This window comes from Variovorax sp. OV084 (assembly GCF_900111625.1).
Classification (GTDB): domain Bacteria; phylum Pseudomonadota; class Gammaproteobacteria; order Burkholderiales; family Burkholderiaceae_C; genus Variovorax.
Genome location: NZ_FOII01000004.1, coordinates 225,208 through 249,615 on the forward strand (window position 1 = coordinate 225,208; position 24,408 = coordinate 249,615).

General features: G+C 66.7%; 19 protein-coding genes. 3 read left to right on the forward strand and 16 right to left on the reverse strand.

The genetic code is table 11. The annotated features are described in order from the left end of the window. Positions 1-2: 2 nt before the first annotated feature. The 7 genes from BMW87_RS13820 to BMW87_RS13850 form a co-directional block, all read right to left on the reverse strand. Positions 3-1,568: an acetolactate synthase large subunit gene (locus tag BMW87_RS13820; RefSeq protein ID WP_093076872.1), complete on the reverse strand. Its 1,566-nt coding sequence runs from the start codon at positions 1,566-1,568 to the stop codon at positions 3-5. Between the two features lie 18 nt (positions 1,569-1,586). Then, a complete protein-coding gene (locus BMW87_RS13825; RefSeq protein WP_093076873.1) occupies positions 1,587-3,350 on the reverse strand; it encodes a branched-chain amino acid transaminase in 1,764 nt (587 codons plus the stop codon). A 363-nt stretch (positions 3,351-3,713) separates the two neighbouring features. Continuing rightward, on the reverse strand, positions 3,714-4,406 hold the full coding sequence (locus BMW87_RS13830) for an aspartate/glutamate racemase family protein (protein WP_093076875.1): 693 nt from the start codon (positions 4,404-4,406) through the stop codon (positions 3,714-3,716). 15 nt (positions 4,407-4,421) lie between these two features. Continuing rightward, positions 4,422-4,874 carry an Lrp/AsnC family transcriptional regulator gene (locus tag BMW87_RS13835; RefSeq protein WP_093053860.1) on the reverse strand — a complete coding sequence of 151 codons (453 nt, stop codon included), beginning with the start codon at positions 4,872-4,874 and terminating at the stop codon, positions 4,422-4,424. An 88-nt stretch (positions 4,875-4,962) separates the two neighbouring features. Beyond that, positions 4,963-5,772 carry an amino acid ABC transporter ATP-binding protein gene (locus BMW87_RS13840; protein ID WP_093076876.1) on the reverse strand — a complete coding sequence of 270 codons (810 nt, stop codon included), beginning with the start codon at positions 5,770-5,772 and terminating at the stop codon, positions 4,963-4,965. Position 5,773: 1 nt separating this feature from the next. Beyond that, the gene (locus tag BMW87_RS13845; protein WP_093076878.1) at positions 5,774-6,577 is read right to left on the reverse strand and encodes an amino acid ABC transporter permease; all 804 of its coding nucleotides are present in this window, start codon (positions 6,575-6,577) and stop codon (positions 5,774-5,776) included. A gap of 10 nt (positions 6,578-6,587) precedes the next feature. Next, the gene (locus BMW87_RS13850; RefSeq protein WP_256216757.1) at positions 6,588-7,391 is read right to left on the reverse strand and encodes a transporter substrate-binding domain-containing protein; all 804 of its coding nucleotides are present in this window, start codon (positions 7,389-7,391) and stop codon (positions 6,588-6,590) included. 419 nt (positions 7,392-7,810) lie between these two features. On the opposite strand from BMW87_RS13850, the gene BMW87_RS13855 reads away from it, so the two are divergent. The 3 genes from BMW87_RS13855 (at position 7,811) to BMW87_RS13865 (ending at position 12,703) form a co-directional block, all read left to right on the forward strand. Next, a complete protein-coding gene (locus tag BMW87_RS13855; RefSeq protein WP_093076879.1) occupies positions 7,811-8,953 on the forward strand; it encodes a saccharopine dehydrogenase family protein in 1,143 nt (380 codons plus the stop codon). Positions 8,954-9,027: 74 nt separating this feature from the next. Next, on the forward strand, positions 9,028-10,287 hold the full coding sequence (locus tag BMW87_RS13860) for an NAD(P)/FAD-dependent oxidoreductase (RefSeq protein WP_093076881.1): 1,260 nt from the start codon (positions 9,028-9,030) through the stop codon (positions 10,285-10,287). Between the two features lie 178 nt (positions 10,288-10,465). Continuing rightward, positions 10,466-12,703, forward strand: a complete 2,238-nt coding sequence (locus BMW87_RS13865; RefSeq protein ID WP_093076883.1) for a LamG-like jellyroll fold domain-containing protein — start codon at positions 10,466-10,468, stop codon at positions 12,701-12,703. Positions 12,704-12,718: 15 nt separating this feature from the next. Here the strand turns inward: BMW87_RS13865 and BMW87_RS13870 are convergent, their stop codons facing one another. From BMW87_RS13870 to BMW87_RS13910, 9 genes are all read right to left on the reverse strand, one after another. Continuing rightward, positions 12,719-14,203 (reverse strand): NAD-dependent succinate-semialdehyde dehydrogenase, encoded by a 1,485-nt coding sequence (locus BMW87_RS13870; RefSeq protein WP_093076884.1) that lies wholly within the window; start codon positions 14,201-14,203, stop codon positions 12,719-12,721. Between the two features lie 17 nt (positions 14,204-14,220). Next, positions 14,221-15,309: a tartrate dehydrogenase gene (locus tag BMW87_RS13875; protein WP_093076886.1), complete on the reverse strand. Its 1,089-nt coding sequence runs from the start codon at positions 15,307-15,309 to the stop codon at positions 14,221-14,223. An 11-nt stretch (positions 15,310-15,320) separates the two neighbouring features. Continuing rightward, on the reverse strand, positions 15,321-16,967 hold the full coding sequence (locus BMW87_RS13880; protein ID WP_093076887.1) for an ABC transporter ATP-binding protein: 1,647 nt from the start codon (positions 16,965-16,967) through the stop codon (positions 15,321-15,323). Then, positions 16,967-17,839 carry an ABC transporter permease gene (locus BMW87_RS13885; protein ID WP_371258809.1) on the reverse strand — a complete coding sequence of 291 codons (873 nt, stop codon included), beginning with the start codon at positions 17,837-17,839 and terminating at the stop codon, positions 16,967-16,969. The genes BMW87_RS13880 and BMW87_RS13885 overlap by 1 nt, the downstream gene beginning before the upstream one ends. A 61-nt stretch (positions 17,840-17,900) precedes the next feature. After that, the gene (locus BMW87_RS13890) at positions 17,901-18,857 is read right to left on the reverse strand and encodes an ABC transporter permease (protein WP_093053887.1); all 957 of its coding nucleotides are present in this window, start codon (positions 18,855-18,857) and stop codon (positions 17,901-17,903) included. Between the two features lie 10 nt (positions 18,858-18,867). Beyond that, on the reverse strand, positions 18,868-20,490 hold the full coding sequence (locus tag BMW87_RS13895; protein WP_093076890.1) for an ABC transporter substrate-binding protein: 1,623 nt from the start codon (positions 20,488-20,490) through the stop codon (positions 18,868-18,870). A gap of 71 nt (positions 20,491-20,561) precedes the next feature. Then, on the reverse strand, positions 20,562-21,854 hold the full coding sequence (locus tag BMW87_RS13900) for an NAD(P)/FAD-dependent oxidoreductase (RefSeq protein WP_093076892.1): 1,293 nt from the start codon (positions 21,852-21,854) through the stop codon (positions 20,562-20,564). 31 nt (positions 21,855-21,885) lie between these two features. Next, positions 21,886-22,551 carry a haloacid dehalogenase type II gene (locus BMW87_RS13905; RefSeq protein WP_093076893.1) on the reverse strand — a complete coding sequence of 222 codons (666 nt, stop codon included), beginning with the start codon at positions 22,549-22,551 and terminating at the stop codon, positions 21,886-21,888. A gap of 216 nt (positions 22,552-22,767) precedes the next feature. Then, complete coding sequence (locus BMW87_RS13910) at positions 22,768-24,249, reverse strand: aldehyde dehydrogenase family protein (RefSeq protein ID WP_093076895.1); 1,482 nt, start codon at positions 24,247-24,249, stop codon at positions 22,768-22,770. Positions 24,250-24,408 lie beyond the last annotated feature (159 nt).

The following is a 24,408-nucleotide window of genomic DNA, read 5'->3' on the forward strand; positions in this document are numbered from 1 at the left end:
TCTCATGAGAGAACCGCCTCGATAAGAAAAGGCCCCCTGCGCTTCAGCGCGCCGACGAAGACCTTGATGAACTCTTCCGCCGTGGAAGCACGCGCGGCTTCCACGCCCATGCCCTTTGCCAGCGAGACCCAATCGAGAATGGGATCGGTGAGGTCGAAGCTGCCGCGCGTCTGGTGCTCGGGGGGCTTCACGCCCATGCGCCGCATCTCGTCGATCAGCAGCGCGTACTTCCTGTTGGCCAGAACGATCGTGATCGCGTCTAGGTTCTCGTGCGCCTGCGTCCAGAGCCCCTGCAGCGTGTACATGCCGCTGCCGTCGGCTTGAAGCGTGATCACCTTTCTGTCGGGGCAGGCGATGGCAGCGCCCGTTGCGAGCGGAATCCCGATGCCGATCGAGCCGCCGGTAATCTGCAGCCAGTCGTGCGGTGCCGCGTCGTACGACTTGGCAAAAAGCTGCGTCACGGAAGACAGAGCCTCGTCGCAGACGATGGCGTTGTCCGGCAGCAGCCGGGCAATCAGCTCCGCGAGCGCTTCGTTCGTGAGTGGGCCTAGTGGAAGATGTGGCTGGTCGCGGCGTCTTGCGGGCGGGGGCTCGTCCAGGGCCAACCGGGCCGAAGCGAAGTATTCCGCGAGACCTTCGATGGCCGCAGCAACATCGCCCCCCGGTTCGCACAGCTCGATCACTTCGCAATCGTCGCGAAGCAGGCGGCTCGGCATGCCCGGATGCGCAAAGAATGCCACCGGCCGCTCGGCACCGATCATGACGATCGCATCGAACTGCCCCAGCTGGGCCACGGCCAGGTCCGTCGCGTAGGCCACGCGCGGCACGGCGGGCCTTCCTGCCCCGCGTGCCATGCGCGCATTCGCAAAGGGGGCCAGCAGGCTGGCGCCGGTCTTGCGCGCGATCTCGGAAGCGAGCGCAAGGGTTTCCTGCCGCAGTGCGCGGCCACCGAGAAACAACGCCGTCTTCCGGTCGCTGCGCAGCAGGGCCACTGCCCGCTGTTCCTTCTCGCGATCGGGAGGCGGCGGTGAGTCTGCGAATCTTGTGAGACTCGGTGGCTGCACCGGGTCGGCATCGCCCCAGGTGACTTCCGCGGGCACGACCAGCGTGGCGACACCGGGCAGCGACCTGGCTGCCCGGCACGCGTCGGAAACGCTCGAGGCAATGTCATGCACGGAGCCGATGCGTCCGTACCAGTTCGACATCGGCCTGGCGAGGCTTTCGATGTCGGAGGTCAGCGGAGCGTTGAAGGGCAGGTGGTGCGTCGCATGGTCGCCGACGATGTTGACGATGGGGGTCCTGGCGCGCCTGGCGTTGTGAAGGTTCGCCAGCCCGTTGCCCAGGCCCGGGCCCAGGTGCAGCAGGGTCGCGGCGGGCTTGTCGGTCATGCGCCCGTAGCCATCGGCCGCGCCCGTGACCACGCCTTCGAAAAGGCCCAGCACGCAGCGCAGGTCCGCCCGGCGTTCCATGCCGGCCACGAGGTGGAGCTCGGAGGTTCCCGGGTTGGCAAAACACACCTCGACGCCCGAGGCGATCAAGGTTTCGCAAATGACATCGGAACCGTTCAATTCGTTCTCCTTTTTTCTTCAGCCCGTGCGGCGTTGCTGCGTGGGTGCTGCGGCGTCGATGTGCAGCGGGCAGCGGGTCAGCTTCTCGTCGTTGGTGTCCGTGAAGACGTACTGCTTCCACTCGAGGTCGCCCCGGTGGTAGGTGCCGACGACGTCCGGCGCCGGCTGCCCGTCGTACAGCTCCACCTGCCGGCGGATTCGCTGCCTCACCTTGTCGCCTTCCGGCGTGGGGCCGGCGAGCAGGTCGAAGCCCGCCCGCGGCTGCGTGACCATGGCCAGCGAACGACCGAGATTGCGGCTCTTGCGGTGCCGGTGCGCCGGCGCGCTGACGTTGATGAAGAGCGGAACGCCCGCGAAGCACAGGCTCCAGAACGGCTGCTCGGGGTCGGTGGGGATCTCGGGCGGCCACGGTTCGGGATCGTTGTCGACCCAGTCCTGCATCACGCGCCAGGCGGTCTGGTGGTAGTGATCGAGCGCCTGCTCCTGTGCTTCGGGCTTGAACAGGATCACCAGCACGTTCATGGATTCCTCGATCCCCGTCATCACCGAGACCGTCTTCAGGTATTCGCGCAGCCCCTGGCGCACGCGAGCGAGTTCGAGCGGATCGGTGTCGGAGCCCGCGAAGACGAAATGCAGCGTGTTCGTGCGGAACGCCGCGCGTGCGAAGTTGCATGGAAACTTGCTCGGCTCCCGCAGGTAGCCGCTGAAATCGTCCAGGCTCGCCTTGGCCCATGGGTAGGCGTGGTAGGCGTTGTCGGCGCTGTCCACCCATTCGATGGCCTCCTGGTGAGTCAGCGTGACCTTGGGTGGAAGCGCCGCGGGCGGCGCAGCCACCTCGGTGCACCAGGACGAATATTCCGGGTATCCGCCCGTCACCGTCGTCAGGTAGTGCGCCTGCAGCTGGCGGGTGATGGGCCCCACCTCGCCGTCGCCGATGGGCAGGCGATCGACGGAAGTCACCGGGAGTATCTCGAACAGGGTGCCGCACATCAGGACTTCGTCGGAAATCAGCAATTCGGTGCGGTCGATTTCGCGCTCCACGACTTGCAACCCCAATTTCTCCCTGGCCAGCACGATCAGTGTGTCGCGGGTCAAGCTTTCCAGGATATCGGCGAATGTCGGAGGCGTGATCAAGACGCCGTCTCTGATGATGAAAAGGCACGCCGCCGGGCCTTCGGACACCTTGCCCCTGTTATTCAGGATGATTGCGATATCAAAACCGTTATCGCGCGCTTCGTTTTGTGCAAGACGGCTGTTTTGGTAATTGGCTGCTACCTTGGCGCGCGGCGGTATGCAGTCGTCCGAAATTCGGCGCCAGGTGGAAATTGCAGCGGCAACTCCTTTTTCTATCTTCGGGGAGCGCGGCAGCGGAATTGCGGTAATGTGTGCGCCCGTGTCTTCGGTAGCAACCAATGGCTCGCCGGGGCCGGAATATCTGAAATACGTCGACAGGTTGATTTGCGCGTGCGCCTGGAATTCGCAGCGGCTCAGCAACTCGATCGTCGCCTGCCGGAGCGTTGGCGTATCGAAGCGCGACTTCATCCGCATGATCTTCATCGACTGCTCGAGCCGCTTCAGATGGTCGTCCAGGCGGAAGATGTACGATTTTTGAGTGGATTCGTCCCAATAAGCCCGAAGCCCTTCGAATATGTTTGCACCAAAAAATCCAGCCTGGGTGCGAACATGCAAAGTGCATTGCTCCCAATTGACAAATTCACCGTCCATCCACGCGATGCTGGGGTGCGGTGCTGGAAATATCGATCGACCGGAATTGCTGTCCATAAAATCTCCAGGAGATGAAGAAAGGAAAATCCGAGGCGATAAACAGCCTTCGGCATCGGTTGGGCCAAAAGGTCCCTGTCGGGATTGGTGATTTGTCGAATTAATTAAAAAGGATTAATTGTCCGGATTTGCTCGAAAAGAAGATTGAAGAATAAAAACAATTGAAGCCGAGCGGATCGTACGGTGCCTTGTCGAAGGCATTCCATTTACGGTTCAAATCGTTATAAATAACTGTATTGGCACCAAAGTGGGGGCTGTATTGGTGGCGCAATTCGGCCGTCGGCGCTGCCCGGGCTGCCGCCGATGGCGTGCCCGCAGTCAGGAATTCAGGGGGGGAAGAGGCGGCCGGCTTGCGGCGCGCCTTTATTTGCTGTGGGGCTTCCCGCGCCCCGCCCAACGCGCGACCAGCAGGGTTTCGATGTCGTGCACGCGCCGCCCTGTCGCGCGCGCAATCGCCTCGCGGTAGGGCGGCATGTTGGTGCACTCGAGCACGATGTCCTCGACCGAGGCCGACAGCTCCACGAGGCGGCATGCGGCGTCGACCACATCCCGGCCGGCCTCTTCGAGGTCGAGTTGCGTTTCGTTGTTGAGGATGCGCCGATGGAACTCGCACCCCGGCTCCACGCCCTGCACGGGCGTCGCCTGCGGTACGCCGGCCATGGCCAGGATGGCGGGGCTCAGTGAAGCCGCATCGAAGGTCAGGATGCCCGGCCGCGCGAAGCCCCTGCATTGCAGCAGGCTCGAAGTGACGACGGGAACGGGCACCGCGTCGGCCAGCGTGTCCTGGTAGGCGGCCAGAAAGCCGCAGCTGGTCGTGATCATCGCTGCGCCCTCGTCGACCATCGCCCGCGCGGCATCGACGAAAGGCTGCAGCAGCGCAGGGTCGGCCTGCTTCACGATGCGCTCGGGCGAAGCGCCCCTGACCACTTGGAACCGCACCGGGATGCCATGGCGGCTGAAGGTCTCAGGATTGCCGATGTCGCCCGGCGGCCGCGGAAAGCGCGTGTCGAGCATCAGCACGCCAAGGAAGGCACCGGCGTCGCGGGTCGTTGTCATCGTGGGGGCCTGCCGTCACTCCACCGTGCTGCGGCGATCGATCTTGCGGCTCAGCACGATCGAGGTCTGCGTCTGGTTGACGCCGTCGATCTGTCCCATCTGGTCGAGAAGGGTGTCGAGCTGTTCGGGGCTGCTGCACCGGAGCAGGACCATGTAGTCGAACTGGCCGCTCACGGCCCACACTTCTTCCACTTCGGGCAAACGCCCGAGCGCCTTGATGATCACGGGGGCGCTCTTCGCATTGACGCTGAGGCCGCAGAAGGCCCGCACCGCAGCCTGCTCCAGCCGCTGGCCGAGGCGCACCCCGTACCCCGAGACGATGCCATCGCGCTCCAGCCGCGCGATGCGTGCGACCACGGTGGTCCTGGCGACCTTGAGCTTGCGAGCGAGGTTGGCGGCGGGCTCGCGGGCGTTGGCTTGCAGCAGCGTCAACAGGTGACGGTCCAGGTCGTCGAGTCGTAGGTCCATGGCGGCCCTGCAGCGGAAATGAGTGGATTGTGCCGCCGCGTCGCGGCCGTCGTACGCTGAGATCTCGATGGCGGGGACCATCGCCCGCTTACGCCACGGCCGTGACGACGTTGTTGCTGCTGCTGGCGGCTTCCGACGAAGCCTTGAAGCGCCCGAGGAAGGCACGCGTCGATTCCTGCTGCGGGTTGTCGATCACCACGCCCGGCGGGCCGCATTCGGCGACGACGCCGTCGCGCATGAAGATCACCTGGTCGGCCACTTCGCGCGCAAAGCCGATCTCGTGCGTCACGAGGATCATCGTCATGCCTTCGCGGGCCAGGCCCTTGATGACGTTGAGCACTTCACCGACCAGTTCCGGGTCGAGCGCGGAGGTCGCTTCGTCGAACAGCATCACCGTGGGCTTCATCGCCAGCGCACGCGCGATCGCAACGCGCTGCTTCTGTCCGCCCGACAGCTTGTCCGGGTAATAGTCGGCCCGGTCGAGGAGGCCGACCTTCGCCAGCAGCGCGCGCGCCTCGGCCTCGGCCTGCGCCTTGGGCGTCTTCAGCACGGTGACCGGTCCTTCCATCACGTTGCGCAGCGCGGTCATGTGCGGGAAGAGGTTGAAGTGCTGGAACACCATGCCGGTCGAGGCCCGGAAGCGCGCAAGGCTGCGCTCGCTGGGCAGCGTGGTGCGCGCGCCGTCGAACTCGATGGTCTGCTCGCCGACCGTGATGCGCCCGGCGTTCGGTATCGACAGCAGGTTGATGCACCGCAGCAGCGTCGACTTGCCGGAGCCCGAGGGCCCGATCATCGCGACCACCTGGCCGCGTTCGATCTGCAGCGAGATGTCCTTCAGCACGACGTTCTGCCCGAAGGCCTTCTTCAGGTTGGCGATTTCGATCAGGGGGCTGGCCATGTCAAACCTCTTTCGGGCCGGAGCCGAATTCCATGCGCTTGGCCCAGATCGTGATGGGCAGCAGAACCGCGAAGTACGCGATCGCGATGAAGGTGTAGAGCTCCAGCGGCCGGTAGGTGTCGTGCGCGATGACCTGGCCTTGGTATAGCAGGTCGGGAACGGCCAGCACCGACAGCAGCGAGGTGTTCTTCAGCTGCATGATCGACTGGTTCATCAGCGGCGGCACCATCTTCTTGAACGCCTGCGGAAGGATCACGCGCCGCAGCAGCTGCAGCCGCGTCATGCCCAGTGCCTTGGCGGCTTCGGTCTGGCCGGCGTCGATCGAGATGATCCCGCCGCGCACGATCTCCGAATAGAAGGCGCCGCCGTAGAGCGACAGGCACAGCGTGGCGGCCACGACCGCCGACATCTCGAGCCCGGTCAGCACCGGCAGCGCGTAGTAGAACCACACGAGCTGCACCAGCACCGGCGTGCAGCGGAAGACTTCGATGTAGGCGCGCAGCGGCGCGGTGATGAGCGGGTTGCTCGACAGCCGGCCCAGGCCCGTCACCAGGCCGACGAACAGCCCCAGCACCACGCAGATCACCGTGAAAAGCAGGGTGTAGAGCAGGCCCGACACCAGCAGGCTGCGGTATTTCCAGAGCACGCCGAAGTCCCAGTCGTAGCTGCCTGCACTGCCTCCCAGGGCCCCGCCCGAGAAGTGCTTCAGCGCTGCCCAGGCGCCCGCCAGGGCCAGGACGATCAGCAGGGCCGTGCCGAGCTGGGAGCGGCTCTTCGGCTCGCTCGAAGATTCCACGCTGTCCATCGGGGCGTCCTCAGAACTTGATTTCGGGCGGGAAGGCACTGGCGGGCACGCCCGCGAGTTTCTCCATGTTCTTCAGGATGACGCTGCGGACTTCGCCCTTCGCGCGGACATCGGCCAGCCAGGCGTTGACGGCCTTCTGCATGCCGGTGTCGGTTTCCTTGCGCAGGCCGATGCTCACCGGGGCGGTGTAGACCGGCTGCGGGATGTACATGGTGCCGATGGAGCCGCGCTTGGCGAGCAGCGGCTGGGCCAACAGGATCACCAGCACCTGGCAATCGGAACGGCCGGCCTGCAGCGACATCGTGGCGGCGCCGGAGTTTTCCAGGCGCGAGACATCGGCCTTGGGCAGCACGCGCGTTGCCAGCTGGTCGTGGCTGGAGCCGACGTCCACCACGATCTTCATGTCGGGCGAGTTCAGCTGCTCCCAGGTCTTCTGCGGAATGCCCTTCTTGCACACCACCGTGTAGGTGTTGTCGAAGAGCGTGTCGGAGAAGCCCACCACTTCCTTGCGGGCCGGCGTGGGGGCCATGCCGAACATGGCGTCGATCTTGTTGGACTGCAGGTCGAGCACCGCGTTGCCCCAGGTGGTCTCGACGTACTCGACCTTGGCGCCGAGCTTCTGCCCCAGGCTTTCCGCGAAGTCGGGGCCGAAGCCTTCCCACTTGCCGGTGGTGATGTCCTTGGCGAAATACGGAATGGCGCCTGCGACGGCGCCGACGCGCAATACCTTGGTGCGCTGCACCCGGGCCAGCGAGCTTTCTGCTGATTCCTGCGCGAAGGCCGAGCCCAGCGCGCAGACGGTTGTCACAGCCACGAGGGCACGGAAAAGGATTCGTTTGGTAAGCACGTTCACTCCAAGCAAGAAGCTCGCCATAAAAAGAAAAGGAAAGTATCGCTTCCCAGCCCGAGTCCGAGTCTAGAAGTGCGGACTGTCACAAGCAACGCGGCACATCGTCAGGACGACGGATTTCTCTCGTCATACCGTCAGAGTCTTCGGCGATATGCAGTCTGGCGCGTCGTTTCGACGGTTTCGGCCGGGCATGCGGCGCTTCGTTGCGCGCGGCGACTTCAGGCCTGGAAGTCATTGCCCCTGTGCCGACAGTCCAAGCTGACGAACGGCGTCGTCGTATCGACGAAGCGCGCAGCCCTTTCGCCGATCTGCTCTCTATCAACTGCCAGGACTCACTTTTACAGTTCTTTTACAGGGCAACGGTGCCCCGCAGGAGAAATGAAATGACCAAAGTGAAGATTGAGAAAGTCCTGGTTCTGGGTGCCGGCAAGGTCGGCAGCACCGTGGCCGACATGATTGCGGAATACCACCGCCTGCCCGTGACGCTGGCCGACGTGAGGCCGGGCCGCGGCGACGAAAAAGACCCGCTGGTGCAGCGCATCGCGCTCGACGTGGAGAGCACCGAAGACCTGCGCACCACGTTGCGCGCGCACTCGGTGGTGATCAACTGCCTGCCGTTCTTCCTCGCGCAGCGCGTGGCCACCGAGGCTGCTGCATGCGGCGTGCATTACTTCGACCTGACAGAGGACGTGGCGGCAACCAAGGCCATCCGCGAGATCTCGAAGACGGCGACCTCGGTCCTCATGCCCCAGAGCGGCCTGGCGCCCGGCGTGATCGGCATGCTCGGCGGCTACCTCGCAAGCCGCTTCGACGAGCTCTACGACCTGCGCCTGCGCGTGGGCGCACTCACGCGCAATGCCACCAACAGCCTGCGCTACAACTTCACCTGGAGCATCGACGGCGTCATCAACGAGTACTGCAACCCGTGCGACGCCATCGTGAACGGCCAGCTGGTGTCGGTGCAGCCGATGGAAGGGCACGAGACCTTCACGCTCGATGCCGAAGCCTTCGAGGCCTTCAACACCTCAGGCGGCCTGGGCACGCTGTGCGAGACGCTCGAAGGCAAGGTCCGCAATCTCGACTACAAGACCATCCGCTATCCCGGCCATCGCGACGCGATGAACTTCCTGCTGCACGACCTGCGCCTGATCGAGCGGCGCGACCTGCTGCGCCAGGTGCTCGAGCATGCAGTGCCACACAGCCGCGAAGACGTGGTGATCCTGTTTGCATCGGCCTCGGGCATGCGCAATGGCCGCTTCGAGCAGGAGACGCGCGTCGGGCGCGTGTTCGGAGCGCCGCTGCGCGGCAAGGACCGCACCGCCATCGAGCTGACCACGGCCGCCGGCGTCGTCGGCGTGTTCGAACTGCTGCGGCAGGGCCAGCTTCCCGCGCACGGTTTCGTCGGGCAGGAGCAGGCACCGCTCGGGCAGTTCCTTGCCACCAAGGTCGGCCACTACTACCAGGGCCTGGGCGTGGCGTCGTTCGCTCCCGCGCCAAGGCCCAAGGGCGAGCCTGCGCACGCCTGATCGATCCGTCCATCTCGCAGCCCGAGTGCGCTACGCACCTGGCTTGGCCCTCGCCGCCGACGAAAATCGAGGGAATGAACAAGAACACTGTTGCCATTCTGGGCGCCGGCATCGTCGGCGTATCGTGCGCCCTCGAGCTTCAACGCAGAGGGCATGAGGTCACGCTGTTCGACCGCACGGCGCCGGGCCGCGAGACCTCGTATGGCAACGCCGGGGTGATCGCACGCAGCTCGCTGATGCCGTTCAATCATCCCGGGCTGTGGTCGGTGCTGCCGAAGCTGTTGAAGAACACCGCGGCGAGCTTTCGCTACGACGCCGCGTTCCTTGCGAAGAATCTTTCGTGGGCCGTGCGCTTTCTCGCCAGCGCGCGCGCCAGCGTGTTCCAGGAGACCACTACCGCGCTGGATGCGCTGATCCGGCTCTCGACGTCGGAACACCGGCGCCTGCTCGTCGAAGCAGGGGCGGCGCATCGCCTGCGCACCAACGGGTGGCTGTTTCTCTACCGCAGCGAAGAAGGCTTTGCCGGCAGCCGTCTTTCGCGCGAGACCTTCGATCGCTTCGGCGTCGCCACGCGCGTGCTGGATGCGAAAGAGCTCTCGGACCTCGAGCCTCATCTGAAGCCTCTCTTTCCGCGCGCGCTGTGGATCCAGGACACCGATTCGGTGGACAGCCCGGGCCGCGTCGTGGAGGCGTACGCCAGGCTTTTCGTCTCGCGCGGAGGGCAGGTCATGCAGGCGTCGATCGGCGGGATCGGCTACTCCGATTCAGCCGATGCCTGGCAGCTCCGCGAGGAGAGCGGCTCGGTGCACGAGGCATCGAAGGTCGTGCTCGCATTGGGGCCGTGGACCCGGGAGTTCGCGAAGAAGTCGCTCGGCATTTCCGTGCCGATGGCGTTCGAGCGCGGCTATCACATGCACTACAGCGCGGTGGGCAACGCCTCGCTCGGACGGCCCGTGTACGACACCGGCGGCGCCTATGTGCTGTCGCCCATGGAGCAGGGCCTGCGCCTTTCCACCGGCGTGCAGCTCGCGCAGCGCGATGCGCCGAAGAACTTCGTTCAACTCGAACTTGCGGAACGCGCGGCACGCGAAGCTTTCCCGCTGGACAGCCGCCTCGAACCGGAGGCCTGGATGGGAAGCCGGCCCACATTGCCGGACAGCCGGCCGATCGTCGGCGAATGCCCGCAGCGTCCCGGCCTGTGGCTTGCGTTCGGCCATCAGCACATCGGCTTCAACACCGCTCCGGGAACGGCCCGCCTGCTGGCATCGCTGATGCACGGCGAGCCTTGCGACATCGATCCACTGCCGTTCGCGCCCGGCCGCTTTCTTCGATAGCCGACATTTCTGGCGCAGTCGCAAGCCGCCTGTGACATCAATGTCATGGGATTGCGCGATTCGCCAACGCAATCCAGGTCCAATGCATTCATCCGTGCTACCAATGGCACGCGGTTGCACGGCGCAAAGCGAATGGCATGCATGTTGCTGAATTAAATTTTTACAAAAAATTCGGCAGATGGCAAATTCGTTGGACGACAAGAACGGCTTCTCCCTGGACCGCCGCGTATTTTTTCTTGGCACGGCAAGCGCCCTCGCATTGGGAACAACGGCTTGCGGCGGTGGGGGAGGCGGTGGTTTCTCGGTAGCGGCGGGCTCTGGCGCCGCACAGCAGGGAACGGCCGCGGCGGCGTCGGCCGATGCAGTGGCCGTTGCCGATGTCGTTGTCCCCGAATCGACGACTCCATCCGTGGAAGCGCGCAAGTTCGTCCACCCCGGCCTGCTGCACACCGAAGCCGACTTCGAGCGCATGCGCCAGAAGGTCAATGACAAGGCGCAACCCTGGCTCGACGGCTGGAACGCATTGACGGGCAATGGCCGCGCGCAGCTTGGTGCGAAGCCGCGCCCGCTGGCCACCGTGATCCGCGGCGGCGACGACTCCAATTTCGCGCAGATGTACATCGACATCGCGCGCGCCTATCAACTGGCGCTGCGCTGGAAGGTCTCGCAGGACACGCGCTATGCCGATCTGGCCGTGGTCTTCCTGAACGAATGGTCGTCCACGCTGACCACGCTCACCGGCAATGCGGACCGCTTCCTGGCCGCCGGCATCTACGGCTACCAGTTCGCCAATGCGGCCGAGATCATGCGCACCTACGAGGGCTGGGCGGCCGCCGATTTCGCGCGTTTCCAGAACATGATGCTCACCGTGTTCTATCCGCTGAACCACAGCTTCCTGACCAACCACAACGGCGCCCAGATCACCAACTACTGGGCCAACTGGGACCAGTGCACCCTGGCCGCGATGCTGGCCATCGGTGTGCTGTGCGACCGGCAGGACATCTACGACGAGGCGATGAGCTACTACAAGACCGGCCAGGGCAACGGGGCCGGCCTGCAGGCGGTCTACCAGGTGCATCCGGGCTACCTCGGCCAGTGGCAGGAGAGCGGGCGCGACCAGGGGCACTGCACCCTGGGCATCGGCCTTGCGGGCGCGTTCCACGAAATGGCGTGGAACCAGGGCGACGACACATACGGCTACGAGAACAACCGCTTTCTCGCCGGCGCCGAGTACGTGGCGAAGTCCAACCTGCGCGACAGCAACGGCGACTTCTATACCGTGCCCTTCTTCACCAACATCAACAAGCAGGGCACGCAGTCGGTGCTGTCGACTGCCGGCCAGGGGCACCGGCGCGGCATATGGGAAAGCGTGCACAACCACTACGCGAATCGCCTGGGCATCGCGACGCCCTACACCGCCCTGCAGGTCGCGCAGATGTACCCTGAGGGGGACGGTGGCAACGGCGACCAGTTGGGCTTCGGCACGCTGACCTTCACGCGCGATCCGCTCGCGGCACCGGGAAAGCCGAGCGGGCTCACGGCCCGGGTGCGCGGCACGCAGGTGGTGCTGTCATGGTGGGGCTGCCCCGACGCGCAGAGCTATTCGGTCAAGCGCGCGAGCACCGCCGGCGGGCCGTACGCCACCATCGCCCCGGACATCACCGACACGCTCACGTTCACGGACAGCAGCGTCGTTGCCGGAGAAGTCTGGTACTACGTGATCGTTGCGGTAACCGCGTCGGGAGAGAGCGCTGCCTCCAATGAAGAGAGGGCCGCGATCAAGGCCGAGCTGCTGATGCAGCTCAAGTTCGATGAAGCGAGCGGCACCACAGCTGCCGACGCGACCGGCCAGTTCGGCGCCAGCGCATTGCAAGGCGGCGCGGCCTGGGTTGCCGGACGCGAAGGCAATGCAGTTGTGCTCGACGGCAAGGCCGGCAGCTATGTCGCCCTGCCTGCGGGCGTGGTGTCGAAAGACCTTGCCGACTTCAGCATCACCGCATGGTTGTACATCGACAGCCTCGCGACGTGGTCGCGGGTCTTCGACTTCGGCTCCGGCGAGCGCCGCTACATGATGCTGACCGCCCGCAGCAACAGCGGCACGCCGCGTTTCGCGATCTCCACCGTCCACGGCTACAACGAGCAGGTGATCGACGGATCGGCGGCGCTGCCGACCGGCAAGTGGGTGCACGTTGCAGTGACCGTGTCCGGCGCGCTCGGCACCTTGTACGTGGACGGCGTCGAGGCCGGCTCCAATGCGCAGATGAGCCTGGGGCCCTTCGATCTCGGCTCGACAACGCAGAACTGGCTGGGGCGTTCGCAGTTCTCCGGCGATTCGTATCTCAAGGGGCGCATCGACGACTTCCGCATCTACAGCGGCGCGCTGGGCAGCGCGGACGTGGCGGCGCTGGCCCAGTAGGCGATCCGGTAGCGTCTAGCCCAGCCCGCCCTGGCAGACGTACTTGATGTGCATGTAGTCCTCCAGGCCATGCACCGAGCCTTCGCGGCCGTAGCCCGATTCCTTCACACCGCCAAAGGGCGCGGCCTCGGCCGCCAGAGCGCCTTCGTTGATGCCGACAATGCCCGACTCCAGTGCATCGGCCACACGCGAGATGCGGCGCACGTCGGTCGAATAGAAGTACGCCGCGAGCCCGAAGGGCGTGTCGTTGGCGGCGGCAATCACTTCGGCCTCGGTCTCGAAGCGAGTGACGGGCACCACGGGGCCGAAGGTTTCCTCGCAGCTGCATTCCATCGTCGAGTCGGCATTCACCAGCACGGTGGGTGCGTAGTAGTTGGGGCCGTCGCAGCGCGCATTGCGCAGCCGCTCGCCGCCGACCACGATGCGCGCGCCCCTGGAGACCGCATCGCGCACATGGCGCTCGATCTTGTCGACCGCGCGCGCGTTGATCATCGGGCCGATCTGCGAGTCTGGCTCGGTAGCCGGGCCCACGCGCAGCGCACCGACCCGCGCGGCCAGCTTGTCGACGAATGCATCGTGCACCCGGGCCTGCACGAACACGCGGTTCGGGCACACGCAGGTCTGGCCGCCATTGCGGAACTTGGAGGCCATCAGGCCTTCCACCGCGGCGTCGATGTCGGCGTCGTCGAACACGATGAAGGGCGCATTGCCGCCGAGCTCGAGCGAGAGCTTCTTCAGCGTGTCGGCCGAAGCCCGCGCCAGGTGCTTGCCCACAGGCGTGGAGCCGGTGAAGCTGATCTTGCGCACGCGCGCGTCGGCCAGCCACACGTCCACCACCTCGGGCGTGCGTTCGCGCGATGCGGTCACGATGTTGAGCACGCCGGCCGGCACGCCCGCTTCCTGCGCCAGCTTCACGAGGGCCAGCGAGGTCAGCGGCGTGTCTTCGGCCGGCTTGCACACCACCGTGCAGCCCGCCGCGAGAGCCGGTGCGATCTTGCGCGCGATCATGGCGGCCGGAAAATTCCACGGCGTGATCGCCGCGACCACGCCCACCGGCTCTCTCAACGCGAGCATGCGGCGGCCCGTTACCGGCGCGGGAATCACTTCGCCGTTGGCGCGCGTGGCTTCTTCGGCAAACCACTCGACGTAGCTGGCCGCGTAGGCGATCTCTCCGATCCCCTCGGCCAACGGCTTGCCCTGTTCGCGCGAAACCAGGCGGCCCAGGTCTTGCTGATGCGCCAGCATCAGGTCGTTCCAGCGCTTGAGGATCTGCGCGCGCTGCTTGGCAGGCACCGCACGCCAAGCTGGGAAGGCTGCGTGCGCGGCATCGACGGCTGCGCGTGCGTCGGCGGCCGTGCCGTCGGGCACGCTCGCGAAGGCGGCGTCGGTGGCGGGGTTGGTCACGTCGAGGCGGCGGGCGTCGCCAGCCTCGCGCCAATCGGCGCCGATGAGCTGGCGGCCGGGCATCAGGTCTTTGTGTTCGAGTTCGAGTGTCGTCATGGTCGTAAAGTCTTTCTTCAGGCCGCCGCGACGCGCTCTGCAATCGCGATGCCCACTTCGGTGGTGCTTGCCGAGCCGCCGAGGTCGCGCGTGCGCGGACCGTCGCGCAGCACCGCCTCTATCGCGCCCAGGATCGCGTCGTGCGCCGCGCGGCCCGCGCCTTGCCCCTGCGTGAGGAAGTCCAGCATCAGCGCGCCCGACCAGATCATTGCGATCGGGTTGGCGATGTTCTGGCCGTAGATGTCGGGCGCCGAGCCGTGCACCGGCTCGAACAGCGACGGAAACTTGCGCTCGGGGTTCAGGTTGGCCGACGGCGCAAGGCCGATGGTGCCGGTGGTCGCGGGCCCGAGGTCGGAGAGGATGTCGCCGAACAGGTTGCTCGCCACCACCACGTCGAAGCGCGTGGGCTGCAACACGAAGCGCGCCGACAGGATGTCGATGTGCTGCTTGTCGACCGTCACGTCAGGAAAGTCGAGGCCCACCGCGTCGGCGCGTCCGTCCCACCAGGGCATGCTGATCGCGATGCCGTTGCTCTTGGTGGCCACCGTCAGGTGCTTGCGCTTGCGCGCTCGCGCGGTCTCGTAGGCGTACCGCAGCACGCGGTCGGCGCCGTGGCGCGAGAAGACCGATTCCTGGATCACGATTTCGCGCTCGGTGCCCTCGTACATCACGCCGCCGAGGGAGGTGTATTCGCCCTCGGTGTTCTCGCGCACCACGAGGTAGTCGATGTCGCCGGGCTTGCGGCCGGCCAGCGGGCAGGGCACGCCCTCGAACAGGCGCACCGGACGCAGGTTGATGTACTGGTCGAACTCGCGGCGGAACTTCAGCAGCGATCCCCAGAGCGAGACGTGGTCGGGCACGGTCGCGGGCCAGCCGACGGCGCCGAAGAACAGTGCGTCGACGCCCTTGAGCTGTTCCTTCCAGTCGTCCGGCATCATCTGGCCGTGCGCTGCGTAGTAGTCGGCGCTGGCCCAGTCGATGGTGCGGCAGTCGAGCTCGAAGCCGAAGCGCTCCGCGGCGGCCTGCACCACGCGCAGGCCCTCGGGCATCACTTCCTTGCCGATGCCGTCGCCGGCAATCAGCGCGATGCGGAAGGTCGGTGTCATTTCGGTCTTTCTCATGATGTGAGGGCCGTGGCGCGGTCCACGTGATTCGCGCGGTCCATCTCGTCGAGCCAGCCCTGGCGCAACTCGGGGACCGAGCGCGCCAGCAGCTCGTAGTAGGGGTGGTGCGGGCCGCGGTCGTAGTCGGCGCGCGCCACCTGCGCGAGCTTGCGGCCATGCTGCATCACGACGATCTCGTCGCACACGGCGCGCACCGTGTGCAGGTCGTGGCTGATGAAGAGGTAAGACACGCCGAGTTCGCGCCGCAGCTCCGCCATCAGGTCCAGCACCGCCGCGCCGACCACGGTGTCGAGCGCCGACGTGACTTCGTCGCACAGGATCAGGTCGGGGTCGGCCGCGAGCGCGCGCGCCAGGTTCACGCGCTGCTTCTGCCCGCCAGAGAGGCCACCCGGCAGGCGACCGGCCACGGTCTGGGGCAGCTTCACCAGGTCGAGCAGTTCACGGATGCGCCTCTGCAGCGGTTCGCCGCGCAGGCCTTTGTAGAACTCCAGCGGCCGCGCCAGGATGCGCTCGATGGTCTGCGATGGGTTCAGTGCCGTGTCGGCCATCTGGAACACGATCTGGATGCGGCGCAGTTCGTCGCGCTCGCGCTGCTGCAGCGTGGGCTTCAGTTCGCGGCCGTGGAACAGCACGCTGCCATGGCTGGGCTTCAGCAGGCCCGCCACCGCGCGCGCCAGCGTGGTCTTGCCCGAGCCCGATTCGCCGATCACGCCGATTGCCTGGCCGCGGTACAGCTTCAGGTCGATGTCCTGCAGGATCGGCTTGGCCGGGCGTCCCTGCGCATCCACCGGGCCGTAGCCGGCCGAGAGCTGGCGCACTTCGAGCAGCAGTTCGCGGCCGTCGTCGGTGGCCCCGGCTGAAGCACGCGGCACCGGCCGCGCGGCGGCCAGCAAGCTCTTCGTGTATTCGTCGGCCGGCGCGGCGAGGATCTGCCCGGTCGCGTTCATCTCGCGCATGCGGCCGTTGCGCAGCACCAGGATGTGGTCGGCCATCTGCGCCACCACCGCCAGGTCGTGGCTCACGTACACCGCGGTGGCGCGGCGCTCGCGCACCACGCGGCGGAAGGCGCGCAGCACTTCGATCTGCGTGGTCACGTCGAGCGCGGTGGTCGGCTCGTCGAGGATCACGAGGTCGGGGTCGCCGATCAGCGCCATCGCCGCCATCAGCCGCTGCAGCTGGCCGCCCGACACCTGGTGCGGATAGCGCGTGCCGATGCTTTCCGGATCGGGCAGCGCCAGTTCGCGAAACAGCTGCACCGCTTTCGCCTCGGCTTCGGCCCGCTTGCACAGGCCGTGGATCACGGTCGGCTCGACCACCTGGTCCATGATCGTGCGCGAGGGGTTGAAGGATGCCGCCGCACTCTGCGCGATGTAGGCCACGGTGCGCCCGCGCAGCGCGCGCTGTGCGCGGGCATCGAGCGCCAGCACGTCGGTGTCGCCGATCTGCACCCTGCCCGCCGAGATGCGGCAGCCGTGGCGCGCATAGCCCATCAGCGCCAGCGCGGTGGTGGTCTTGCCGGAGCCCGACTCGCCGATCAGCGCCAGCACCTCGCCGGGCTGCACGGAGAAGCTCAGGTTGTCGACCAGCGTGCTTGCGCCAGCGCAGATGCTGAGGCCCTGGACTGTGAGTGGTGCTCCCATCAGCGTGTTCCTTTTTCGCGGGCGGCGCCGCCAGGCAGGTTGTCGATGACGAGGTTGACCGCGATGGTCAGGCTCGCGATGGCCAGCGCCGGCACGATCACCGAGGCGCCGCCCATGGCCAGCGCGCCGATGTTCTCGCGCACCAGCGATCCCCAGTCGGCGGCCGGCGGCTGTATGCCCAGGCCGAGGAAGCTCAGGCTCGCCAGCAGCAGCACGGTGTAGACGAAGCGCAGCCCCAGGTCGGCCAGCATCGGGCCGACGATGTTGGGCAGGATCTCGCGCAGCATGATGTAGAGCGTGCCTTCGCCGCGCGTGCGCGCCACGGTCACGTAGTCGAGCGCGTTGATGTTCACGGCCAGCGAGCGCGCGATGCGGTAGGCGCCGGGCACGTAGATGATGGCCGCGGTCAAGACTAGCATCGGCACCGAGGAGCCGAAGCCCGCCACCATGATGAGCGCGAACATCTTGCTCGGGATTGCCGTGAGGGTGTCGAGGCAGCGGCTGAGCGTTGCGTCGATCCAGCGGCCGCTGGCTGCTGCCAGCAGCGCCAGCACGGTGCCGGTGCCGCTGGCCACGAGCGTGGCGAGCAGCGCGACGCCGACCGTGTAGCGCGCTCCTTCGATCACGCGCGCCAGCATGTCGCGGCCGAGGTAGTCGGTGCCGAGCCAATGCGCCGCGCCGATCGGCATGAAGACGTTCGAGGTGCCCGTGGATGCCGTGCTGTACGAGAGCAGCCAGGGGCCGAAGATCGCAGCGAGCATCCAGAAGAGCAGCACCGCGAGGCCGAGCAGGCCGGAGACGCCGAAGCCTGCGAGCCAGTGCAACCGGCCGCGCTTCGGCTCGGGCAGCGGCGCGGCCGCGATGGAGGCCATGGCGTTCACAGCCGGAGAAGAGGAGGGGGAGGTGGACGATTCCATGCTTGCTGCCTCTTCTTCAGCGGTGCCGCAGCCGCGGGTTGGCGACGATGCCGCAGATGTCGGCAGCGGTCACCAGGATCAGGTAGGCGCAGCAGAAGATCATTGCGCAGGTCTGCACCAGCGGCATGTCGCGCTGCGATACGCCGTCGACCATCAGCTTGGCGATGCCCGGGTAGTTGAAGATGGTCTCGACGATGATCACGCCGCCGAGCAGGTACGACAGGCTGAGCGCCACCGCATTGGCGATCGGGCCTACCGCGTTGGGCAGCGCGTGCGCCAGCACCATGCGCATGGGCGAGGCGCCTTTGAGCCGCACCATCTCGATGTAGGGCGCCTCGAGCTGGTCGATGACGGCGGCGCGCGTCATGCGCATCATCTGCGCGACGATCACGCAGCACAGCACCAGCACCGGCATCGCGAAGGCCTGCAGCATCTGGCCCAGCGAATCGATGTCGCTGACGAAGGAAAGTGCCGGCAGCCAGCGCAGCTTGACCGCGAACACCAGCACCGCCAGCGTCGCGACCAGGAATTCCGGCACCGACACCACCGCCACCGCCGAGGTCGAGGCCAGGCGATCGAACCAGGAGCCGCGCCACACCGCCGAGGCGATGCCCAGCGCCAGCGCGATCGGCACCGAGAACAGTGCCGTGACAGCAGCCAGCAGCAGCGAGTTGGGCAGGCGGCTGGCAACCAGCTCCGACACCGGCATCTGCGTGGTGGCCGAGCGGCCGAGATCGCCCTTCGCGATGCCGAGCAGCCACTGCGCATAGCGCTTGGGCGCGGGTACGTCCAGGCCCATCTGCGCGCGCAGCGCGGCCAATGCTTCCGGCGTGGCGTCCTGGCCGAGTTGCTCCTGGGCTGCGTCGCCGGGCAGCACCGCGGTGATCGAGAACACGATCACCGACACCGCCAGCAGCGACAGCAGCGCCAGCGCTATGCGCTGGCCGAGCAGCTTGAGGATCTGTCGGTTCATGTCCGCGGGCTCATGCTTCGAGCCATACGCTCTCGGCAAAGTTGTAGCCCATGAGGCCGCCGAGCGGAATCGGCGACAGCCCCTTGAGCTTGGAAGTGTGGCCGTCGATGCTCGCCAGGAAAAGCGGAATGCCGATGCCGGCGTCCTGGTGGATCATGGTCTGCATGTCGGCGTACATCTGCTTGCGTTTGGCCAGGTCGGTCTCGGCGCGCGAGGCCAGCAGCAGCTGGTCGAACTTCTCGCTCTTCCAGCGCGACTCGTTCCAGGCCGCACCCGACTGGAAGAACTGCGTGAGCAGCACGTCGGCGCTCGGGCGCGGGTTGACGTTGCCGAAGCCCACCTGGCTGTTGAGCCAGTGGTTCGACCAGTAGCCGTCGGCCGGCATGCGCTTGATGTCGAGCTCCAGGCCTGCGCGCTGCGCGGTCTGCTGCAGCATCAGCGCGATCTCCACCGAGTAGAGCGCCGCGGGAGACGCCACCACCGGCACCTTGCCGGTGACGCCGGCCTTCTGCAGGTGGAACTTCGCCTTGTCCAGGTCGAAGGGGCGCTGCGGCAGGCCGCCGAAGTAGAAGCGGTTGGTCGGGTCGATCGGCTGGTCGTTGGCGACCACTGCGTAGTCGAGCGCGATGGTCTTCTTCATCTGCTCGCGGTCGAACAGGTGCTTCATGCCGAGCACGAAGTCCGGGTTGGCGCCGGGGCCCGCGTCCTTGCGCATCACCAGGTCGGAGTACTGGCCCGACTGGGTCACGAAGATGCCGAAGCCGGGCGTGCCCTTCACGCGTTCCACCGAGCGCGGGTTGACCGAGCCCACCAGGTCCATGCCGCCCGACAGCAGCGCGTTGACGCGTGCGCTCTCGTCGCCGATGCCGACGAACTCGATCTCGTCGAGGTACGGCTTGCCGGGTTTCCAGTAGGCCTCGTTGCGCACCACCAGCGAGCGGATGCCGGGCTTGAACTCCTTGAGCTTGTAGGGGCCGGTGCCGATGCCGGTGTTGAAGTCGGTGGTGCCGTCCTTGACGATGTGGAAGTGGAAGGTGCCCAGGATCACCGGCAGGTCGGCGTTGGGCGCGCTCAGCACCACCGTCACTTCGTTCGGGCCCGTGGCCTTCACGCTCTCGATCTGGTCGGCGAGCACCTTGGCCTTGGAGGCCGCGGCCGGGTCTTTGTGGCGCATCACCGAGAAGACAACGTCGGCGGGCGAGAGCGCCTTGCCGTCGTGGAACAGCACGCCCTTGCGCAGCGTGAACACCCAGGTCTTGGCATCCTTGGTGGTGAATGATTCGGCCAGCGCGGGCTGCGGCGTCAGGCTGCCGTCGAGCGTCGTCAGGCCGTTGTAGATCATGTTGCAGCGCGAGTAGTCGGTCTGGTTCGACTGCTTGGCCGGATCGAGCGTGTCGGTCGCGGCAGCGGTGGCCCCCGCCACCCGGATGCGCCCGCCGCGCCGCGGCGTCTGCGCGTGGGCCGACACCGCCATGCCCGCCAGGCTGCCGGCCAGCGTGGCCTGCATGCCGCCGGCCATCAGCATCGTCAGGATGTCGCGCCGCGAGGCGCCGCGTCGCAGCGATGCCATCACGCGAAGGCTTTCGTCGGGGCCGACGAGGTTTTCGAAGCTCTTGTTGCTGCTGTCGCTCATGGTGGGTGCTCCTGAGGGGCCGTGGGGTGGAAGAAAAATCGGAAACGAACGAAAGAGATGACTGCAAGCCCTCAGGCCAGTCTGTCCTTGAGCCGGTAATAGAAGCCCACCGCCGGCAGGAACCACGGCGGGCCGAAGTGGCCGGGAATGGCGGGCCACTCGCGGCCCTGCCAGGGGTTGGCGCCCGCATTGCCGCCCATCACGGCGGCCATGCGTTCACCCATGTGCACCGACATCTGCGTGCCGTGGCCGCTGTAGCCCATGGCGTAGTAGAGGCCGTCGCGTTCGCCGGCGTGCGGCAGGCGGTCTTGTGTCATGTCGACCAGTCCGCCCCAGCAATAGTCGAGCCGCACCGCGCCGAGCTGCGGAAATGTCTCGGCCAGCCCCGCGCGCAGGATGTCGCCGCTCGCGGCATCCGACTGCGGGCTGGAGACCGCGAAGCGCGCGCGCCCGCCGAACACCAGCCGGTGGTCGGCCGTGAGCCTGAAGTAGTGGTGGATGTTCGCGATGGTCGTGTAGGTGCGCCGCGCCGCGAGCAGCGCCTGCGCACGCTCGGCGCCCAGCGGCTCGGTGACGACGATGAAGCTGCCGATCGGCACGATGCGCCGGCGCAGCCAGCCGAAGCTGCCGTAGCCGCCATGGCGCGTCGCGCCCGTGGCCAGCAGCACCTGCTGCGCCGTGACCACGCCGCGCCCGGTGTGCAACCGGTGTGCATGGCCCTGGCCGATGCGTTCGATGCGGCTGACCTCGGTGGCGGTGTGAATCTGTGCGCCGTTGCGCTGCGCGGCCGTCGCCAGTCCGTGCGCGAAGCGGCCCATGTGCATCTGGCCGCTGCGCTTGTAGAGCAGGCCGCCGTGGAAGCGTTCGCTCTGCACCTCGGCGCGCACGCGCGCCGCGTCGAGCAGTTCGACGTCGCAGTCCACGCCGTCGTCGACCAGGCGTCGGGCGCTGTGTTCGAGCGCGGCCATCTGGTTCGCCCGCGTGGCGAGCTTGAGTTTGCCGTGGCGCATGAAGTCGCAGTCGATGGCCTCGTCGCGCACCAGCCGCGCCACCGTATCGACTGCCGCGTCATAAGCGTGATACCAGCCGCGCGCGCGCTCGACGCCGACCTTGGCCGCCACATCGGCGTAGTCGACGGCCAGCCCGTTGTTGACGTGCCCGCCGTTGCGCCCCGAGGCTTCTGCCGCCACGCGCTCACCGGCCTCCAGTACCGCGACGCGGGCACCACGCCGGGCCAGTGCCAGCGCCGCCGACAGGCCGGTGAAGCCGCCGCCGACGATGGCTACGTCGACCTGCGCCGGCAACTCATGTGCCTCGGGGGCGAAGGCTGGCGCCGAATCGGTCCAGTAGGAGTCGAGCTTCATGGCGTGGAGCTGGTGCTGCAAGAAAGAAAGATCAGAGGCCGACGACGCCGGGCAGGCCGCCGATGTCCTGGATCTCCGTGTAGCGGTACGCCGGGTTGCCCGGCCCATGGCCGCGATTCACGAACACCTTGTTGACGATGCCCAGGTCGTCCGCCGACATCAGGTCGTAGCGCAGGCTGGACGACACGTGCAGCACGTCTTCCGGGTTGCAGCCGAGCGAATCGAGCATGTATTCGAAGGCGGTCAGGCGCGGCTTGTAGGCCTGGGCCTGCTGCGCGGTGTAGACGCGGTGGAAGGGAGCGCCGAGCATCGCGACGTTCTTCTGGATCTGGTCGTCCGATGCGTTCGACAGAATCACCAGCGGGATTTCCTTCGCGACCTTGGCCAGGCCGGCGGCCACGTCGGCGTGCGGGCCCCAGGTGGGCACCGCGTCGTAGATCTTCTGCGCGTCCAGGTCGAAGTACTGGATCTTCCACTTGCGGCACAGACGGCGCACTGCGTTCTTCAGCACCACCTCGTAGGGCTGCCAGGCGCCCAGCACCTCGTCGAAGCGGTAGGCCGCGAAGTCGGCGATGAACTGCTCCATGTGCTCGGCCGGAATGCGATCGGCGAAGAGATCATGCGACATCTCTTTCATGCGGAAGCGCGTCAGCGTTCCGTAGCAGTCGAAGGTCACGTACTTGGGCTTGAAGGTCATGGTCTCGAATCCTTGGGTTCATTCAAACCGGTCGCCGGCCGGGTCGGGTCGCTTGCTTTGGATGGCAATTGCGACAAGCTCATTACGAATTGATTGCAGCACGCAGCCGCTCCGGAGTTGTAGGGAAAAACGTTGCCCGCCGCGACAAAGCTGCGGTTTGAAGGGGGCGTGGCGGCATGCCATGCGGTCTGCCCTCCATGCGTGCGGCGGCGCACCTCAGTGCGTCGCGGCGAAGTCGATGAGCACGCTTTTGAAGCGCAGGTTGGCCTCGACCGCCTGGCGCCCCAGGTCCTTGCCGATGCCCGATTGGTGATAACCCCCGGTGGGAATCACGAAGTCGGCGCTGCGGCCGTAGCGGTTGATCCAGACCGTGCCGGCACTGATGCCGCGCATCGCCCTCAGCGCGCGGCCGATGTCGGCGGTGTGCACGCCGCTGGCCAGCCCGTAGTGCTCGTGCGCGGCAAGCGCCAGGCCTTCTTCTTCGTCGGCGAAGGTCTGCACCGTGAGCACCGGTCCGAAGATCTCTTCGCGCACCGCGGGGTTGGCGCCGTCAACGCCCTCGATCAGCGTGGGCTGGAAGTAGGCGCCGCCCGGCCCGCCGTCGAACAGGCCGCCGCCGCAGCGCACGGTGGCCCCGGCGTCGCGCGCGCGATCGACGATCTCCAGGATGCGGCCGGCCTGCGGCGTCGAGATGATGGGCGGCAGCGTGGCCGTGTCGTCCCAGGTCGCACCCGGGCGCATCGCCGCGAAGCGCGCCGCGATGCGCTCCACCAGCGCCTCGGCAATGCCGCGCTGCACGATCAGCCGCGACCCGGCCACGCACACCTGCCCCGCGTTGCCGGTGATGGCGCCGGCGATCATGCCGGCCAGGCGGTCGATGTCGGGTGCATCGTCGAACACCAGTTGCGGGCTCTTGCCGCCGAGTTCCAGCGTTACCGGCTTGGGGCCGGTCATGGCGCAAGCGGCCATGATGGCGGCGCCGGTGCGGGTGGAGCCGGTGAAGGTCATCTTCGATATCAGCGGGTGCCGCGAGAGCGCGTCTCCAGTGATGCGGCCATCACCCTGCACGACGTTGAAGAGCCCGGACGGCACGCCGGCCTCGATGGCCAGCTCGGCCAGCCGCAGCGCCGACCAGGGCGTGAGCTCCGATGGCTTGAGCACCACCGCATTGCCGGCCGCGAGCGCCGCGCCGACCTTCCACGACACCATGACCAGCGGAAAATTCCACGGCGTGATCGCACCGATGACGCCGTAGGGCTCGGCCACCACCATGCCGAGGTGGTCGTGGCGCGTTGCCGCGACCTCGCCGCCGAGCTTGTCCGCGTACTCGGCGAAAAAGCGCAGGCCCTCGGCCGTGAATGGAACGTCCCACGCGATGGCGTCGCGCACCGGCCGCGTGGAGCACACGGCTTCCAGCGGGCCGAGATTTGCCGCATCGGCCTCGATCAGTTCAGCCCAGCGGCGCATCACGCGAGCGCGTTCACGCGGTGCACGGCGTGCCCAGTCGCTGTGGCGCCAGGCATTCCATGCGTCGCGCACGGCGGCGTCCACCGTGTCGGCGTCGGCCAGTGGAAGCTCGGCATGCGCCTGCGCATCGGAGGGCCTGTGCACCACGATACGGCCGGCGTCGGGCACGAGGCGCCCACCGATGAAATGGCCCGAAGGCACGTGGATCTGTCGCGGGTCGAAGGCTTGCATGGGCGTAGGTTGCGAGAACACCGCAAGAGCGGCGATCGATCCTAGGCAGGTTGGCACAGCATTTGTATGCGTACGCAGGCACCGCACCGCAGCGAATTGCAAAACCCGGGCACGTTGCAGCCGAAGCTTGCAAGTTGCAGTGAACGTCGATTTCGGTCT